The 16,835-nt window shown below is 58.5% G+C and carries 16 protein-coding genes; 3 read left to right on the top strand and 13 right to left on the bottom strand.

Features of this window, described 5'->3' with window-relative positions; all coding sequences use genetic code 11:
* Positions 1-363: 363 nt before the first annotated feature.
* The gene (locus A7J50_RS05570) at positions 364-3,456 is read left to right on the top strand and encodes a transglycosylase domain-containing protein (RefSeq protein ID WP_064450894.1); all 3,093 of its coding nucleotides are present in this window, start codon (positions 364-366) and stop codon (positions 3,454-3,456) included.
* Positions 3,457-3,577: 121 nt separating this feature from the next.
* On the opposite strand, the gene A7J50_RS05565 is transcribed toward A7J50_RS05570, so the two are convergent.
* The 11 genes from A7J50_RS05565 to A7J50_RS05515 all read right to left on the bottom strand — a co-directional run bounded on the left by A7J50_RS05565 (position 3,578) and on the right by A7J50_RS05515 (position 13,471).
* The gene (locus tag A7J50_RS05565) at positions 3,578-4,528 is read right to left on the bottom strand and encodes a fimbrial protein (RefSeq protein WP_064450893.1); all 951 of its coding nucleotides are present in this window, start codon (positions 4,526-4,528) and stop codon (positions 3,578-3,580) included.
* Positions 4,529-5,500: a fimbrial protein gene (locus A7J50_RS05560; RefSeq protein ID WP_064450892.1), complete on the bottom strand. Its 972-nt coding sequence runs from the start codon at positions 5,498-5,500 to the stop codon at positions 4,529-4,531.
* 188 nt (positions 5,501-5,688) lie between these two features.
* Positions 5,689-6,651: a fimbrial protein gene (locus A7J50_RS05555; RefSeq protein WP_064450891.1), complete on the bottom strand. Its 963-nt coding sequence runs from the start codon at positions 6,649-6,651 to the stop codon at positions 5,689-5,691.
* 125 nt (positions 6,652-6,776) lie between these two features.
* A complete protein-coding gene (locus A7J50_RS05550) occupies positions 6,777-7,325 on the bottom strand; it encodes a fimbrial protein (protein ID WP_064450890.1) in 549 nt (182 codons plus the stop codon).
* A gap of 11 nt (positions 7,326-7,336) precedes the next feature.
* Positions 7,337-7,816 (bottom strand): fimbrial protein, encoded by a 480-nt coding sequence (locus tag A7J50_RS05545; protein ID WP_064450889.1) that lies wholly within the window; start codon positions 7,814-7,816, stop codon positions 7,337-7,339.
* Positions 7,817-7,845: 29 nt separating this feature from the next.
* Complete coding sequence (locus tag A7J50_RS05540; RefSeq protein ID WP_064450888.1) at positions 7,846-8,340, bottom strand: fimbrial protein; 495 nt, start codon at positions 8,338-8,340, stop codon at positions 7,846-7,848.
* A 10-nt stretch (positions 8,341-8,350) separates the two neighbouring features.
* Positions 8,351-8,935, bottom strand: coding sequence for a fimbrial protein (locus tag A7J50_RS05535; protein WP_064450887.1), 585 nt, complete (start codon positions 8,933-8,935; stop codon positions 8,351-8,353).
* Positions 8,936-8,956: 21 nt separating this feature from the next.
* Positions 8,957-9,718 (bottom strand): fimbria/pilus periplasmic chaperone, encoded by a 762-nt coding sequence (locus tag A7J50_RS05530; RefSeq protein ID WP_064450886.1) that lies wholly within the window; start codon positions 9,716-9,718, stop codon positions 8,957-8,959.
* The gene (locus tag A7J50_RS05525) at positions 9,715-12,327 is read right to left on the bottom strand and encodes an outer membrane usher protein (protein ID WP_156526252.1); all 2,613 of its coding nucleotides are present in this window, start codon (positions 12,325-12,327) and stop codon (positions 9,715-9,717) included. The genes A7J50_RS05530 and A7J50_RS05525 overlap by 4 nt, the downstream gene beginning before the upstream one ends.
* 19 nt (positions 12,328-12,346) lie before the next feature.
* On the bottom strand, positions 12,347-12,868 hold the full coding sequence (locus A7J50_RS05520; RefSeq protein ID WP_407017926.1) for a fimbrial protein: 522 nt from the start codon (positions 12,866-12,868) through the stop codon (positions 12,347-12,349).
* Positions 12,869-12,961: 93 nt separating this feature from the next.
* Positions 12,962-13,471, bottom strand: coding sequence for a fimbrial protein (locus A7J50_RS05515; RefSeq protein WP_064450884.1), 510 nt, complete (start codon positions 13,469-13,471; stop codon positions 12,962-12,964).
* Positions 13,472-14,024: 553 nt separating this feature from the next.
* Between A7J50_RS05515 and A7J50_RS05510 the strand changes: the two genes are divergently transcribed.
* Together A7J50_RS05510 and A7J50_RS05505 are read left to right on the top strand one after the other, a co-directional pair.
* Entirely contained in the window at positions 14,025-14,546 is a 522-nt protein-coding gene (locus tag A7J50_RS05510) for a PadR family transcriptional regulator (RefSeq protein WP_064450883.1), read from the top strand.
* Positions 14,543-15,310 carry a siderophore-interacting protein gene (locus tag A7J50_RS05505; RefSeq protein WP_064450882.1) on the top strand — a complete coding sequence of 256 codons (768 nt, stop codon included), beginning with the start codon at positions 14,543-14,545 and terminating at the stop codon, positions 15,308-15,310. The genes A7J50_RS05510 and A7J50_RS05505 overlap by 4 nt, the downstream gene beginning before the upstream one ends.
* Before the next feature lie 617 nt (positions 15,311-15,927).
* On the opposite strand, the gene A7J50_RS05500 is transcribed toward A7J50_RS05505, so the two are convergent.
* Positions 15,928-16,554 (bottom strand): Pr6Pr family membrane protein, encoded by a 627-nt coding sequence (locus A7J50_RS05500; protein ID WP_064450881.1) that lies wholly within the window; start codon positions 16,552-16,554, stop codon positions 15,928-15,930.
* Positions 16,555-16,558: 4 nt separating this feature from the next.
* Positions 16,559-16,792 carry a VF530 family DNA-binding protein gene (locus A7J50_RS05495; protein WP_043048686.1) on the bottom strand — a complete coding sequence of 78 codons (234 nt, stop codon included), beginning with the start codon at positions 16,790-16,792 and terminating at the stop codon, positions 16,559-16,561.
* Positions 16,793-16,835 lie beyond the last annotated feature (43 nt).

The following is a 16,835-nucleotide window of genomic DNA, read 5'->3' as shown; positions in this document are numbered from 1 at the left end:
CCTGCGCCCTTGTCGAAACCGGGCCGCCTCATGGACGGGCCCTTCTTGCCGGGCAAGATCAGCGGGGCATGCAGTATAAAAAGCTGAGAGCAGGTTCTTTCACTATAAAAACGATCCAACTTAGGGGATGCGTCGGCCAAAATGCCATTTTACAGGAGCATTTAACCTGGATAGGGCGACAAAACGTCGCGGTGCGCGCCCCTGAAAAATGGCTTTCTGTGGCGAGCTTGCCCCGCGTTGGGTGGCGAAGCCGCCCTAAAACCTGCCACCGCGATATGCCTGACACACAAATCCCTCACACCCCGCCCTCAGCGACTAAGCTTCAGGCAAGTCCGATCAATCTGCGTTAAGGATCAATCGACTATGGGCGCACTGTGGCAAACCGAATCGAGCAAAGCTGCGAAACTACAAGGCAGTTCGGACCCAGCGCCTTTACCTAAAAATAAACCCAGGCCCTGCTATGTACGGCGCCTCTTCGGGTTGATTGTGTTGATGGCGCTGATTGCCCTGGGGTTTGCCGCCGCCAAAGAGATGCGCACCTCCCGTCTGCAGGCCCAGGAACTCAGCCGCCTGGCGCGCGACCTCACCTATCAGGTGAAGCCCGGCCCCAGTCAGGCCATTACCTATCCGGGAGCCGGTCCCTTCGACCGACGCCTGGGTTACAGCGACCTCGGCACGTTCCTGCCGCGCCTGCTCAAGCGCGGTTATGTGATTGAGGCCCAGGCACGCTTTTCACCCGCACTGATGGACTACAGCGCCAAGGGCCTGTTTGTGCCCTATGCGGAAAAGATCCAGGCCGGGCTGTCCATTACCGACTGCCGCGCCGTGCCGCTGTACCAGTACAACTACCCGCAACAGCTGTACCAAAGCTTCGCGGCGATCCCGCCCGTGGTGGTCAACAGCCTGCTCTTTATCGAAAACCGCGACCTGCTCGACCCCACCCAGCCCCAGGCCAACCCTGCCGTGGACTGGCCGCGCTTTGCCAAGGCCGCCTGGTCACAAGTCGCCAAGGTGCTGCACCTGCCGGGCCAGAGTGCCGGCGGCAGTACCTTGGCGACCCAGCTGGAAAAGTACCGTCATTCCCCGGATGGCCTGACCGTATCGGGCGAGGAAAAACTGCGGCAGATGTTTTCCGCCGCCGTGCGCGCCTATCGCGATGGGCCGGACACCTTACCGGCACGGCAGAATATCCTGCGTGACTACCTCAACAGCGTGCCGCTGTCGGCGGTGCCCGGCCACGGCGAAGTGCATGGCCTGGCCGAGGGTTTGCGGGTGTGGTACGGCGCCGATTTCAACCAGGTCAACCAGGCGCTGGTCGGCCCGGTGAGCGCCGAGCAAGGCCTGGCCTTGCGTGAAGTGCTGTCGTTGATCATCGCCCAGCGCCGTCCTTCGCACTATCTGGCCAAAGGCCGCGAAGAACTGGCCCAACTCACCGACAGCCATCTACGGCTGCTGGCGCAGAACAGCGTGATTACTCCGGCACTGCTGCAAGCCGCACTGGCGACCAACGTCAGCTACCGCGACTGGTTACAACAACCGACGGTGCAGCCCGTGGAGACCAACAAAGGCATCAGCATGGCCCGTGCACGCCTGGCTGCCCTGCTCGACCGACCGCTGTACGACCTCGACCGCCTCGACCTCTCGGCCACCACCACCCTGCAAGCCCCATTGCAGGGCCAGGTCAGCGATTACCTCAAGCACCTCGCCGATCCCGACTTTGCGCGCCAGATCGGCCTGCTTGGCGAGCGCCTCCTGACCCCGGCCAACACCGCGCAAGTGCGCTACAGCTTCACGTTGTTCGAGCTGACGCCAGATGGCTCACGGGTACGCGTACAAACTGACAACACCGACCAGCCTTTCGATATCAACGAAGGCAGCAAACTGGAACTGGGCTCCACCGCCAAGTTGCGGGTGCTGACCACTTACCTGCAAATCATCACCGAGCTGCACGACAAGTACGCCGCCCAAGCCCCCGCCGCGCTGAAAAAAGTCGCCGTCGACGACCAGGACCGCCTGAGCCGCTGGGCCCTCGACTACCTGATCCAGACACCGGACAAATCCCTGGCCAAAATGCTCGACAGCGCCCTTGATCGCACCTACTCGGCCAGCCCCAACGAAGGCTTTTTCACCGGCGGCGGCCTGCATCACTTCCATAATTTTCGCAACGAAGACAACGGCCGCAGCCCGACCTTGCGCGACGCCCTGCGCGAGTCGATCAACCTGCCGTTCATTCGTCTGATGCGTGATGTGGTGCGCTACACCACCTATTCCGGCGCCAACAACAGCGCCGAGTTGCTCAAGGACGACAATGACCCGCGCCGCCAGGAATACCTCGCCGATTTTGCCGACCGCGAGGGTACGACCTTCCTGCGCAAGTTCTGGAAGAAGTACCAGAAGAAAGACACCCAGGCGCGCCTCGATACCTTTCTCGACGGCCTGCGCCCCACGCCGATTCGCCTGGCCGCCGTACACCGCTACCTGCTGCCCAATGCCAACCAGGACAGTTTCAACCTGTTCGTGCGCGCGCACCTGACCGGCGTTAAAACCAGTGAGAAGCTCACCGACGAGCGCCTGCAAAAACTCTACAAGGCCTATGGCCCCGGCACCTATGACCTGCCCGACCAGGGCTATATCGCCAAGGTCCACCCACTGGACCTGTGGTTGATCGGCTACTTGCTCAACCATCCCGAGGCGACCTTCAGCGAAGTGGTCAAGGCCAGTCGATTCGAACGCCAGGAGGTCTATAGCTGGTTGTTCAAAAGCCGCCATCAGAGCGCACGCGACAGTCGCATCCGTACCATGCTCGAGGTGGAAGCCTTCCTCGATATTCACCAGCGCTGGCAGGCGGTCGGTTATCCGTTCGACCACCTGGTGCCGTCACTGGCCACCGCGATTGGCAGCTCCGGCGATCGCCCGGCGGCGCTGGCAGAACTGATGGGGATCATCCTTAACGAGGGTGTGCGCGCGAGGGTGGTGCGCATCGACAGCCTGCACTTTGCTGCCGGTACGCCCTATGAAACCCAGGTGATCAACGACCCCGCCACCGGCAAACGGGTGATGCCGGTGGAGGTGGCGCGGGCGTTGCGCGGGGCCTTGTCCCAAGTAGTAGACGCCGGCACCGCCAAGCGTGTGGCCGGCAGTTTCAAGTTGGACGACGGCACGCCGCTGGCCATGGGCGGCAAGACCGGCACCGGCGACAACCGCATTGAAGCCATCGGCGCCGGCGGGCGGGTGCTCAGTTCCAAGTCGATCAACCGCACCGCCACCTTTGTGTTCTATATCGGCGACCGCCACTTCGGCACCCTCACCGCGTTTGTGCCCGGCAGTTCAGCGCAAGGTTTCAAGTTCACCTCGGCGCTGCCCGTGCAGGTGCTCAAGGGCATGGCGCCGATTCTTATGCCGTACTTGAAGCCAGGTGAGCAGACCCTGTGTCTGTCGGTAGCGGGTCAGCACTGAAAAACAGCCGCCTGGCAAACGGCCGGGTAATCTTCGCCCGGTCGATTTCCAGGGTCGGGCGCACTCGCCCGGTCTGGCCGGTGCGAATACGCGCAAACGCCTGTGCCTCAACCTGCCCGCGTCATGGCACCCCCATCACGAGAACACCACTTCCACTTGTGGCACCCGTAATCGGTAGGGACCCTGCTCGCCGAACGAGCGAAAACGTCACATCGTCCCCCCCCACGCTGTTGGTAATGCGGGTCAGGAACGAACTGCCGACTTGCACCGCTGCCCCCCCATGGACAAGGGCTGTGCCCAAGTCCGGATTGGTCATCATCAGCAGGCGCGTATTGAACGACGAGGGGCTGCCTTTGTAAGTAATGGTGATCGGCGTGGTAATCCCAGGGTCCGGGCAGGTGTAGGTGAGCCTACGGTCGCTGCGGATGGTGGTTGTCAGCGGATCGGTGCCAATTGCTCTCTGGTGCACTTCACCGAAGTTGATCTCGATCGCGTTGTTATTGTTGATCGTGCAGGTTGATGGGGAGACGGTGAAGTTGTTGGCGGCGCGGTAAGTGACGGTGAGACTCGCCGTGGCTGCGCCGTAGTTGTTCGTGGAAGTAAGGCGCAGGAGCCCGAGTGAATCGCCTATTCGTACATCAATCGGATTGGACGGGTTGTTACGCATCAGAATGTAGGGCGTGATATCGATCGGGTAACCCACAAAGTTGTCAGGCATCGTGGCTGCGCGTATGCCAACCGGAACAGGCGTATTGCGGTACGTTCCATTTATTCGCAAACCAGTCCCTTCGCTGGTGAATTTGGGGCCAGGCGTCCAGGGGGTGCCCGCCGAGTTCCCCGTAGACCAGTAGTCCTGCCGGGAAGACGGACTTTGTGAACCCGGGGAGAATTTACATTCAAGCTGTGCACCCTCCATCAAGATCCTCGTACGATCTTCGGTCAAGCGAACGGTAACGGGCACACTTAAATTGGGATTGCCCGTTTGCCAGGCTCCGCCATTAACCCGACAGTCGACAGCCTGCGCGGTGGTAGCAGCGCCGAGAAGCAAAACAGTTGCAATGAGTCGTTTCATTTATGGCACTCCCATCACGAGTACACCGCTGCCGGTTATGGCACCGGTGGCAGGGAGTGAGCCCGTTCGTCGAACCAGCGTAAACGTCACATCGTCGCCCCCCACGCTGTTGGTAATCCGGGTCAGGAACGAACCGTTGACTTGAACCGCAGAACCCGCACGAACAAGGGCCGTACCCAGGTCAGGATTGGTCATCACCAGCAGGCGTGTATCGAACGACGATGGGCTGCCTTTGTAGGTGATAGTTATTGGTGTGGTGATACCGGCGTCCGGGCAGGAGTAGGTGAGTGTGCGATCGCTGCGCACGGTCGTTGTCAACGGATCGGTGCCTATGGCCCTCTGGTGGACTTCACCGAAGTTGATCTCGATCGGGTTGTTATTGTTGATCGTGCAGGTTGACGGGGAGACGGTGAAGTTATTCGCGGCAAGGTACGTCACGATGAGCTGCGAAGAGCCCGTATTCCCATTGTTTGTCTGGGTCATGCGTAATAGCCCCAGGTTGTCCCCAACACGAATGTCGATAGGGTTGCCCGGAGCATTACGCATCAAAATATAAGGCGTTACATCGATCGGGTACCCTGTACTGTTATCAGGCATGGTGGCCACCCGGATTCCAACGGGGACCGGGGTGTTGCGGTTCGTCCCATTTATTCGCAGGCCGGTGCCTTCCGAAGCGAATTTGGGGCCGGGGGTCCAAGGGGACCCTGCGAGACTGCCCGTTGCCCAGTAGTCCTCGGCCGGTGATGGCGACCACCAGGCAGGCGTATATCGGCATTCGAGCCTCGCCCCTTCAAGAAAAATGCGGTTTTGGCTTGTATCCAGTCGGACAGTCACGGGAACCTGCAGGTTTATATTCTGGCCTCCTCCGACCGTAATCCACCCGCCGCCATTAATACGACAATCAACTGCTTTCGCAGTCGTCGTCACACTCAGCAAGACGAGAAGCGCCATGGCGCCGTAGAGTCGTTTCATATTGATCTCTCATTTCAAATCTACCCAGGCACAACCCAACCAACCTGCGGTGCGTGCCTAATGGCCGCCCAGGGGATAGTTGAAGTTAGTCACGGTCGTTTTCAGTCTATGGATGACGGTTCACAGCACTACAAACAGTCCAGCGATCTACCACGCCACGTGGCGTCGTCCTTTGCCTTGTGAATATTTCATGGCACCCCCATCACCAGCACACCGCTGCCGCTTATGGCACCGGTGGCAGGGAGTGAGCCCGTTCGTCGAACCAGCGTAAACGTGACATCGTCGCCTCCCACGCTGTTGGTAATCCGAGTCAGGAACGAACCGTTGACTTGAACCGCAGAACCCGCACGAACAAGGGCCGCGCCTACGTCGGAGTTGCTCATCCTCAAGAGACGCGTGTCGAACGACGATGGGCTACCTTGGTAGGTGATGGTGATCGGCGTGGTAATCCCGGCATCCGGGCATGCGTAGGAAAGTCTGCGGTCGCTGCGAATGGAGGTGGTTAAAGGATCGGTGCCTATGGCCCGTTGATGTACGTCGCCGAAGTTTATCTCGATCGGGTTGTTATTATTGATCGAGCACGTTGAGGGGGAGACGGTGAAGTTGTTGTTGGCGGTGTAAGTAACGGTCAGTTGCACTGAACCGCTATTATCACTGTTTGTCTGGACCATACGTAATACCCCGAGGGTATCCCCGATTCGAATGTCGATCGGGCTCCCCGGACTATTACGCATCAGTATATAAGGCGTTATATCAATCGGGTATGCGACCGTGTTATCCGGCATGGTGGCCGCCCGAATTCCAACGGGAACCGGGGTATTTCGGTACGTTCCGTTTATTCGTAAGCCGGTGCCTTCTTGAGCGAACTTCGGGCCGGGAGCCCAGGGTGTACCGTTGCCGGTTGCCCAGTAGTCCTCCGCTCTAGATGGGGTCTGAGGGCCGATTGTGTATCGGCATTCGAGCCTCGCCCCTTCGAGTAGGATACGGTTTTGTGCCGTGTCCAGTCGGACGTTTACGGGGACCCGCAAGTTTATATTGCCCCCGCCGACAATTGTCCACACGCCTCCATTGACACGGCAATCAACGGCTCTTGCGGTGGTGGTAAACCCTGTCAAGACGAGAAGCACAATGGCTCCATCGAGTCGTTTCATTTTGATCTCTCGTTGTTTATCTACCCAGCCCCCACAACGAACATGCAGTCCGTGACTTAAGGCAGCCCAGAAGAGAATTGAGGTTTGCGTGAGGCTGTTTTCAGCCTATGAATGATGTTTCACACCTATGGGTAGTCCAACGTAAACGTAGAACTCACGGTGTACGCACCATGCTCTATAGTCTGATCCCTGATGGCATTCGGCTCGCCCTGCACATAGGCTTTGAGCTCAATACTGTTGCTGCCATCACTCAACACCTGTTCGTCGCTGACGGCATTCAAGGGCAACGGCTTGTCGCTCAGGGTCTCGATACCAACCCCAATGCCTGAGGCGCCGCTGCCTCCATCCAGTGCGAGTAACCCGGGCAGCGCCGGGTTTTCTGTACCGCCGAACGTGATGGTGACCGTCTTGCCAACCGTAGTGTCACAGTCCTCCAGGTGCAGCTTGAAACCGCGACCCTGTGAACGCGTGTTGATATAGAGGTGCTTGCTGGTGATGTCCCAGAGTTCCAGCGTGATGGCCTCGTCGCCCGGCCGAATAGTGCAGGCCTCTTCAACCAGGTTGCCCTTGAAACTCAAGTTGTCGGCCGCATGGCCGTTGGAGGCGAGGCCCACGGTAAGCAGTAATGCCAGACCGCCACATGACCAACCCTTATAAACCCTTTCATGTCGCATAGACTCGACTCCTACTCGTATTCGGCCAACAGCGTGGCCACCGCTGTAAACCTTGCGGGGGTCAGTACGGCCCCTAGCCGTTTGACAGGTACAACTTCCAATGTCGGCGGGGACGACAGGCTGATGTCCAGTGGCGTATTGAGTAGAAACGGCACGTTATTTTGAAACAGCCGGATGCCCAGGTCAGGCACACTGGTCTGCACCGCCGAGCCATCAAACGCCGTGGCTGTGCCGTTAACACTCAACTTCAACTCCCACGGCAGCGTGTCGTTGCCGCAACTGATGATGTAACCGACCCCCTTACGGTATTTCTCACCATCGACGCGCTTTACACCGACGTCCCCAAAGTCGACTTCAATGGTGTTTCCAGCATCAATCGTGCAGGGCGGAGGCTCGTTCAGTGTTCCGCTGAACGTCAGGTTGGCCGACGCACCATTGCAAAGGCCGATGGAACACAAGGCGAGCAACGCTCGCTGCTGCCAAAATGTCATGGGTCGTTTCTCTTGATGGGTAATCGATTTCATTGGTAATCGACCACGAGGGTGGCGGCGGCATCAAATGCGCCTCCCGTGAGGCTGCTGCCCGCGCGCTTGACAGGCACCGCCTGCACGACCGGAAAGTTTGGATGGGTAAAATTCACGGCCGTATTCAATGGCCAGTCAGCGCCATTGACGAACAGCTTTACCCCAAGGTCTGTCTTGCGGGTCAAGAGCACGCGACTGTCGAACGAAGCGCCTGTGCCCTTGAGTTCCAGCTTCATCGCGTTGTTGAAGGGGGAATCACAGGTGACGGTATAAGGCACGTCCCGACGGTAATTGACCCCGTCAACCCGTGACGTCAGAAGATCATTGCCGAACGGCACATCCAGCGTACCGCCGCTGTTAATCACACACGGCGGGGGCGCGATGATCACCGCGCGGATGGTCAGACTCGTATCGGCCTGCGCGCTTTGGCTGACGGCCAAAAGCAGGCCGCCACCGATAAGAAGGGCCCGCGAGCCGCTTGACTTAGCCATTGTTCTGCCCTCACTCATAATTGAGCCTGAAATCCACCACAGCCTTGAATGCCCCGCTGCTTAACGGTGCAGAGGTGCGCGTGGGTTGAACATTCCAGGTCTGGGTATCGCTGCCCAAGGTCAAAAACAAAGGTTCGCCTCTTGAGCCGAGCTGTACATTGCGTCCCATGGCGTCGGTCAAATACAGGCCCATCCCGGTGATGCCTTGCACTTTGACCAACCGTGGATCATCGGCATCGGCGGGCGCCATGAACGCTACCGACAGCACGGGTTGAAAAGCACTCCATGCCAGGTTCCCCGTTCGCTCACTGCGGATGCTGCCTGCGGTGCGGTGGCAATCGCTGAAGCGCAACTGAAAGGCCACCGATGTCGCCTGATCACCCGGCCGCTGCAATTGGCTGGTGGACACGGCGCCCAGGTCAATCGTCTGATGAACCGACGTCATCTCCAGGCTGCAAGGGGACTCATGCATGGTCCCGAGAACATTCAGCATGCCGCTCATGCCCTCGATATCCTCGCCGTCCTCGACGGCGCATGCACTCCCCATAAAGGCCAGCAACAGGCCGCCCAGGACCATCACATTGTGCGAATTCATGACTTTCTCCGGCCGCTGGCATTACTTGTTAGGCGCTGAGGCTTGCACATTGACCTTGCACGTTTGGCCGCTGCAGGTGAACGCCAGCAGCGGACGGCCGCCGTAATCATTCACGTAGGCCAAATAGGGCGCTGTGCCGAGGGCCGTGGCAGTCGGGCCCAGTTGAAGCGTGCCTTTGGGCGGGACCATCACTGGCACAAACCCCGGCACGGTTTTGCCGTCCTTGCTGTCGCGCGCATCCACCAGGGTCACGTAGTAAGGCGTAGGGTTGCTTACCTGGTAGTGGTCGCCTTCGCGGGTCAGGGTCAGTTTTTCCTGCCAAGGGTTGGACAGGTCTTGCTGGCTTGGCGTAATCGCTTGCGGCCGGTAGAACAATTTGATCCGGGTTTGCAGCGCAATTTGCAGGGTGTTGGACTTGTCACTGCGCGGCGGGATTTCCCTCAAGTTGAAGTAGTAGACCGTCTCCCGGTCCTGCGGTAACGATTTCGCCGCCGGCAGCGCCTGAACTTTCACCTGGCTTTGCTTCCCAGGCTCCAAGCGTTGAACCGGCGGTAGCACGATCAGGGGCGTGGTGATTTTTTTGCCCTCTTCATCCTCGATCCAGCCCTGGGCCAAATACGGCAATTGGGTATTGTTATTGGTGATATTCACGCTGGTGGCATCTTTGCCACCATCAAAAATCACGCGGGTACGGTCCAGGCCGACAGCTGCGTTAGCACTCTGGCTCAAGCCCAGCGCCAGCAGCACAAGAGCCTGAGGTGTGAAACGTGTAGTTAGCATCATGAGGATGGGTTCTCCATATCGGTACGCTTGCCGGTCAGCGCTGCGGGCTCGGGCAAGGAAGGGTCATTGGCTACCAGTTGGCAGCGCAGTTGCAGGGCATGGGTCAAACCATCGGTTGGCAAAATGACAGGCAGCGTGAAGATGCATCGCGCATCCCCTCCCCAACTGACGCTCATCTGCTCCCCAGGCTGAATGCCACTCAGGTAGACGTTGCCGCCGTCATTCATAATCCCGGTGTCCTGCTGTTTGAGGTTTTTCACCGTCGCACCGAAGGGCGGCGAACTGCCGTCCGGCAGGCGCAGAACAGCCATGGCTTTCTCACCGGCGATCACGTCCAGCGATCGATAACCGATAGCGCCTTCGGTGAGCGTCAGTTGCGTCATTGATTGAGTGGCTTCGACATTGCTCGGCAACTTCTCCAGATCAACACTGGCCGCCGTACGCTGGTAGCTGCTGATGTCGGAAATAACCGCCTTGCCGAAAGCGTTGCTGCGGGTCGGTGTGCCATAACCGCGCACAGGCACATCGGCGACACCTGCGGTATCGACCATCAGACGGGTACCGCCGGTGCTATTGGTACGGTGCAGCGCCGCGCCGTAAGGTGTGAGCGTGCCACCGCCGCGAGCGGATACACCGAGGCTGCTGTAACTGCCTTTTTGCGTGCTGGCGCTTACATCAATGTCGGCCTGGTCACCGATATGACTCAGATAACCACCGGCGGAGTTGTTGCTTGCACTGAGCTGGTAACTATTACGCTCATTGAGGCGATCGCTGTAGCGCGTTGAAAACGTGTTGTCGCCTGCGGACCGATTGGCATCCAGCGACAGTGTGCCGGTGGGCCCCAACGGCAAACTCACCGTCAGCGACATGCCGTTGTCTTTGTAGTTGTATTCCAGCGTGCGGTACGCGTTCAGCGACAGGCTCATGTTTTTGACCGAGCCCACATTAAAGTAGCGGGACAACGACAGGTTCCAACGCTGGGTGTCCGGCCGGTCCCAATACGTTTGCTTGTTGTAACTGGCGTAAACGGTGGCGCCCAGGTCACGAAATTGTTTATTCACCGTCACCGTATAAAGGGCCTTGCTGCCACCTATCGGCCTCCAGTCCTCGCTGTATTCACCGTTCTCGTTGTAGCGCCCGCGCCCGCCGAGTTCGCCGTTCAACCCGTAATGACGGGCATCCAGGTATTCGGCCATACTCAAAAAGTTCTTATCGGAAAACCGGTAACCGGCGAAGGTCACCTGGCTGTCGTACTGTTCAAAGTTCTTGGAATATTGAAGCCGATAGGATTTACCCGAGAGCGACTCGTTCCACACGCTTGCGTGGGATTGCGTGACATCCACCGAGACCGCCCCGAATGCCAGCAGGTCACGCCCCGCCCCGACAGACAGCGCACGGTAGTTGTTGTCCGACATACCGCCGCCAAACAGCGACCAGCCGTTGCTGATCCCCCAAGAGAACTCGCCGGTGCCAAAAACGTCACCTTCGGCGCCGTACTGAAGATTGGTCGGTCGACCGGTCGCCACCTTGTAACGAACTTGCCCCGGTCGCGTCAGGTAGGGAACGCCTGCCGTGTCCATCTGGAAAGAGTGCACCGAGCCGTCCTGCTCTTCCACCCGCACATCCAGCTTGCCGGTCACAGCGTCATTAAGGTCCTGAATGCGAAAAGGCCCCGCCGCGACCAGGGTTTCATGCAGCACACGCCCCTGTTGGCTGATAACGACTTTCGCATTGGTCTTGGCCACCCCGACGACTTCCGGGGCGTAACCACGCAAGTTGGGTGGCAGCTGGCTTTCATCCGAATTGAGCGCAGCACCCGTGAAGCGGAAGCTGTCGAACAGGTCGGAATACAGGTAGTTCTCGCCCACCACCAAGCGCGCCTTCAACGCAGGAATTGCGCGATACGCGTAGTAACGGCTCCACTCCAGTTGGCGATTCCCGGCCGGCCCTTCACGGCCTTTTTCGACACGCCCCTGCCAATCCGCCCTCAGGCGCCAGGCCCCGGCATTGGCCCCCACGGTTCCGTTACCACTGAGGTTATTGCGGGCCCGCTCATTCCTTTGGTAGTTCGATTGCGCCGTCAGGTTGTAGTCAACCAACAACCCGGGCACCCCATCATCCCAACGGGAGGGCGGGTCCCAGTTAATAGCGCTGTACTCAAGGTAGGCCTGTGGGACGTTAATGTTCAGTGTGGCGGTGGCCAAATCACCACTGACCTCCATACCTGGCAAACTTTGAGTATCCAGGCACTGCCCGCCTTTCCACCACGCACGTGTGGCGGCGCCGGACTCTTTCAAGCCCAATTGTTCCACCAGCGCCGGTGACAAACAGGCCTGACTGCCTTTGGGATCATTATCGGGAGGGTAGAACGCCACCGACTGCTCAGCCATCACTTGGTTATTGATCTGTACAACCATCGCGTAAGTGCCCGGCAGAATAAAGCCGCTGCGCGCAAAACGAGACAAGTCGATATTAGTGCGATCAATTAGATCAAGAACATCGGTATTAAACTCGATATCCCCGGCACCCAGTGCAGTGCCTGCCAGTGACATTAACCCGCCAAATATAGTGGGACGGAGCGTAGTTTTGACCTTGGACGTATTCAACATTAAAACAACCCGTCAATGTTCAAAAGTATTCCAGCTTGAACCGCACTGCGGCCGTGTGAGCACCTGTCACCAGCGGCAGTCCATTGCCGACCAAGCGAAGGGTGTAGTGAAGTGTCATGTCGCCATTGACCAACGGCACCAAAGCCATCGGCTCACCCGGAACACTCTCCTGACCCGCAGCGTCCTCAATGTGCAGCGCGACCCCTTGCGAGCCGCCAAAGACGGCAAAGGAACGCCCTGCTCTGTCGTGAGGACCGTCAAAGGTCACGCGCAGATGCTCCCAATCGGGAAGGTTTACACCGGGCCGCGATGGGTCGGGACGAGTCAATGAGCAATTGACCAGGCGCAACTGGAAGGGCTGTCGTACGCCCGTCGCATTGCGCAACAGCCGGCCTATCGGTTCAGGAGGCATCTCGATGGTTTGATCGGCACTGACTGCTTCCAGCCCGCAGGCGGAGTCAACGATCTCTCCTCCCAGCGTGACAATCCCATCGCCTTGCGCAGTGTCCTGCGCGCAAACATCGGGGGCGATAAGCATCATCAATGAAGAGGCAATAGCGAAACTTATGAATGTCCTCACCTATCTATCTCCCGTCAGCGTCCCCCCGTCACCGTTGGGTGACGGGGGGGAAACTTACTGATAAGCCAAGGTGAAGTTGGTGACCGCGCTGAAATCACCCGGGACGATGTCGCCGGTAGCGGCGCCTTGCACATAGGCACCGAACTCCAACGTGTTGTCGCCGGTGGTGATGGCCTGCGGGGTGGTAGGGGTGCCCAGGTCAATCACTTGGCCGCCATGGGTCATCATGATGCCGATGTTGCCGGCCCCCCCGACGGTGCCGATCGCACCCGGTACAGCGCTCGACGGTGACGCGGTGAAAGTGGTGGTGACGGTGTTGTCGGTGAGGCCCGTCAGGTCGCAGCCTTCAAGCTCGATCCGCACACTGCGGGCTTCAGACTTGCCGCCTGCTTGCAGCTGATGCTTCGCGATAGCCCCCAGGCGAACGGTCTGATCTACAGAGTCAGGTTTAATAGAGCAGGCACCCGAGTGGACAGACCCCAAAAATGTAACCGTTCCATCCGCCGCTTGAGCCACGGACATCGACCCCAGCAGCAGCCCGATAGACAACAGTGCAGTTTTCATTTTGGTTTTCATTTGCAAGTACTCACACAGTCATTAAGTGTCATAGAAAAACCCTGTCGCAGTGGTGCGCAAGGCTGGTTAAGCACGCAACGAAGAGGGTGTAACGCCTGATTAAAGCTCGGCAAAAAGTTCGAATCACACTGTGCCGTGTGAAAAGTTTTTCCAACTATTTGCATTGCAAATCATGACCCGTTCGAAGCCAGGTAAGTTTCTATTTCAGACTTGAAAATGTAAGCCGGGAGATTCGCTTAATGACGTAGCCTTGACACATCAATACACATAGGAAAGTTATGGCTATTTGCCAAAACTTTCAAAACAGCCGTAGGAAGTAGACTACGAGGAGGTTAATGAGAATATTTTATTGTCGGATAGGTATGTAAGAACAGGATTACATAGTTTAAAAAACAATGTACTTACTCAAGTAAAGCAACTAGCGAATTGGAGAGTGCCACGAGGCGTGGAGGACCGTCTGTCGGGAGCCATTGCACAGCCTGTAAGATATATCTTAAGTTATATCTTAAGTTATATCTAGACACACACAGAGGCTCCTACCATGCGAGACCATCCTCACCAGCGCGACGGCTTTGACCCCCGCGCAGGTCGCGGTCGCGGCCCCCGGGTGTTTGCACCCGGTGATTTGAAACTGTTGCTGCCGGCCCTGATCGCCGAACAGCCCTGCCATGGCTACGACCTGATCCGCCAGATCGAAAGCCTGTTCGACGGCGCCTATACCCCAAGTCCCGGCGTGATTTACCCCACCCTGACCTTTCTTGAAGAGAGCGATCTGATCCAGGGCGACGCCGACGGCGGAAAAAAACGCTACACAATTACCGATGCCGGTCGTCTCTTCCTAAGCGAACAAGCCGTTGCGCTGGAGGGTGTGCGCATGCGCATCGACGTCAGCAAACGCTCATTACGCGGCCACGACCGCCCACCGGAAATTCACGAGGCGGTACACAACCTGCGTCACGCCTTGCATTCGCACCACGGGCGCTGGAGCCCGGAAGAAATCGTTCGTGTCGCGGCGCTGCTCAATCGCACCGCTCAAGCCATTGCCGACGGGAAAGACCAATGAATACGCAAGCTATCCACCGCGTCACCCACGAAATCAAACGTCGTCGCCTGCAAGTGCTGCGGGTAGTCGATATCACCCCACGCATGCGCCGCGTCACCTTCGGCGGGCCGGAACTGGCGGGGTTTATCAGCCTGGGCAGCGACGACCACATCAAACTGCTGTTCCCGCAGAACGCCGCCGAACAGGCCGCACTCGAAAGCCCGACCTTCAACATCAAGGGTGAAGGACCGCAACCGGCCATGCGTGACTACACGCCGCGTCGCTTTGACCTGAGCATCGGCGAGCTGGATATCGACTTCGTGCTGCACGGCGACGGCCCTGCCTCCACATGGGCCGAGCAAGTGCAGGTAGGCCAACACCTGTACATCGGCGGGCCACGCGGTTCGATGATCGTGCCGGATATCTTCGACAGCTACCTGCTGATCGGCGATGAAACCGCACTGCCCGCCATCGCGCGCCGCCTGGAAGAATTGCCGGCGGGCCGCAAGGTACTGGCCGTGATTGAAATCGCCAATGTGGCGGAACAGCAAGCCCTGCAAAGTGCCGCCGATGTGGACGTGATGTGGGTGGTGCGCGGCCAGGATGACCTGCTCGACACCGTACGCACACTGACGCTGCCGAGCGGCGCGCTATACAGCTTCGTCGCGACTGAAACCAAGCTGTCGCGCCAGGTGCGGCGCGTGCTGCTGGACACGCACAAGGTCAATGAAGAGTTCCTCAAGGCCGTGGGTTACTGGCGCGCCGAAGGCAGCGAAGAAGACTAGAACCTCAAGCACGCTGAAGACTCAATGTGGGAGCTGGCTTGTCGGACCGCCGAACCGCTGCGATGGCATCAGCTGGGTATGCCTGATGTACCGAGGTGCCTGCATCGCAGGCAAGCCAGCTCCCACAGAAAAGCAGTTCTGCTCCTGATCTGTTTTTGCCCTGCTTTTGCTTCAACCACTCAGGTCGGCTACCAGGCCGCCGTGCTCTGCTCTTGATCTGCTGTTGATCTTGATCTGACAGGCCCCGTTAACCACGATGGCCGAACGCAGGCTTGAATCCGTGGGTAACCCGGCAGGACGCCGGGTTAGCCGCACTGGGCCAGGGATGGCCCATTGCGGCGGCCCACGGATTCAAGCCGGAGTGCGGGCATGCCGAGCCTGGGCGAGGCACCGAGTGGTGGGGCAAAGCGTTTTTTGGTTACTTTTTTAGACGTTTTGTAAAAAAGTGACCCGCCGTAAGGGCGGAACCCTAAGCAGCCGTTACCGCAGCAACGGATATGTACTCAATCTACCCCCCCACAGACTTAAAGCGACACAAAGAGTTGCGTAGATACCTATGCTGCGCGACGGCAATGAATGGCGGTGACGGATGGTGGGTGAAGACAGTTGCTCCCACATTAGTTCGTCGGCGACTTCAGGCATTTATCCAACCCCACCACCGCCACTGCAATCACGATGAACCCCGCCAGAATCCCCCCGGCATTCGCAAACACTTGTGGATAACCGAGGCTGTCCACATCAATGAACGGGTACTGATATTGCCCGAGCAGATGCCCGCGCAATAGCACATAAGCGAAGTACACCAGCGGGTAGATCACCCACCCGGCAATGTGTTTGAGGCGCAACGTGCCCTTGGGCACATATCGCCACCAGTAGATTAAAAACAGCACCGGCATCACGTCGTGCAGCAATTCGTCGGCGATAAATTGAAAGCCTGCGGGGCTCCACAAATGCCGCAGCAGCAGGTTGTACGCCAGGCTCACCACGACGATGCTCGCAGCAATCCCACTACTGACGTTGGGTGCCAGGAAAAACCGCTTCGCGGCTGAATCCCGACTGACCAGCGCATAGCTCAACACCACCACGACCAAGGTGTTGGTGAGCACGGTGAAGAAACTGAAAAAGTTGATCAGCCCGCCCAACAGGCTGGCGCCGGCGTCCCAGCGTGAATAGAAAATAAGGTATTGCTGAATCGCCAGCCCCGCCCAACCAGCCAGCGCCGCAACCGCGGCAAAGCGCTTCATCGGCTCAGTCCAGCGGGCGTTTGGTGCGCATCAGCTTGACGTACAAGCTTTCGACTTTCTCCCGCGCCCACGGAGTTTTGCGCAGGAACGTCAGGCTCGACTTGATGCTCGGGTCGCTCTTGAAGCAGCGGATATCAATACGTTCGGCCAGGCCGCTCCATTCGTAATGTTCCACCAGGGTGGTGAGGACGTGCTGCAGAGTCACGCCGTGGAGCGGGTCGTTGCTTGTCGCGGTCATGCCGGGCCTTTTGCAAAAAGAGGAAACACAGCCGCGCACCTTA

Origin of the sequence: Pseudomonas antarctica (assembly GCF_001647715.1) — a bacterium.
Classification (GTDB): domain Bacteria; phylum Pseudomonadota; class Gammaproteobacteria; order Pseudomonadales; family Pseudomonadaceae; genus Aquipseudomonas; species Aquipseudomonas antarctica_A.
Note: the sequence above shows the minus strand (reverse complement) of the source record. Positions and strands in the feature narration are given on the sequence as shown.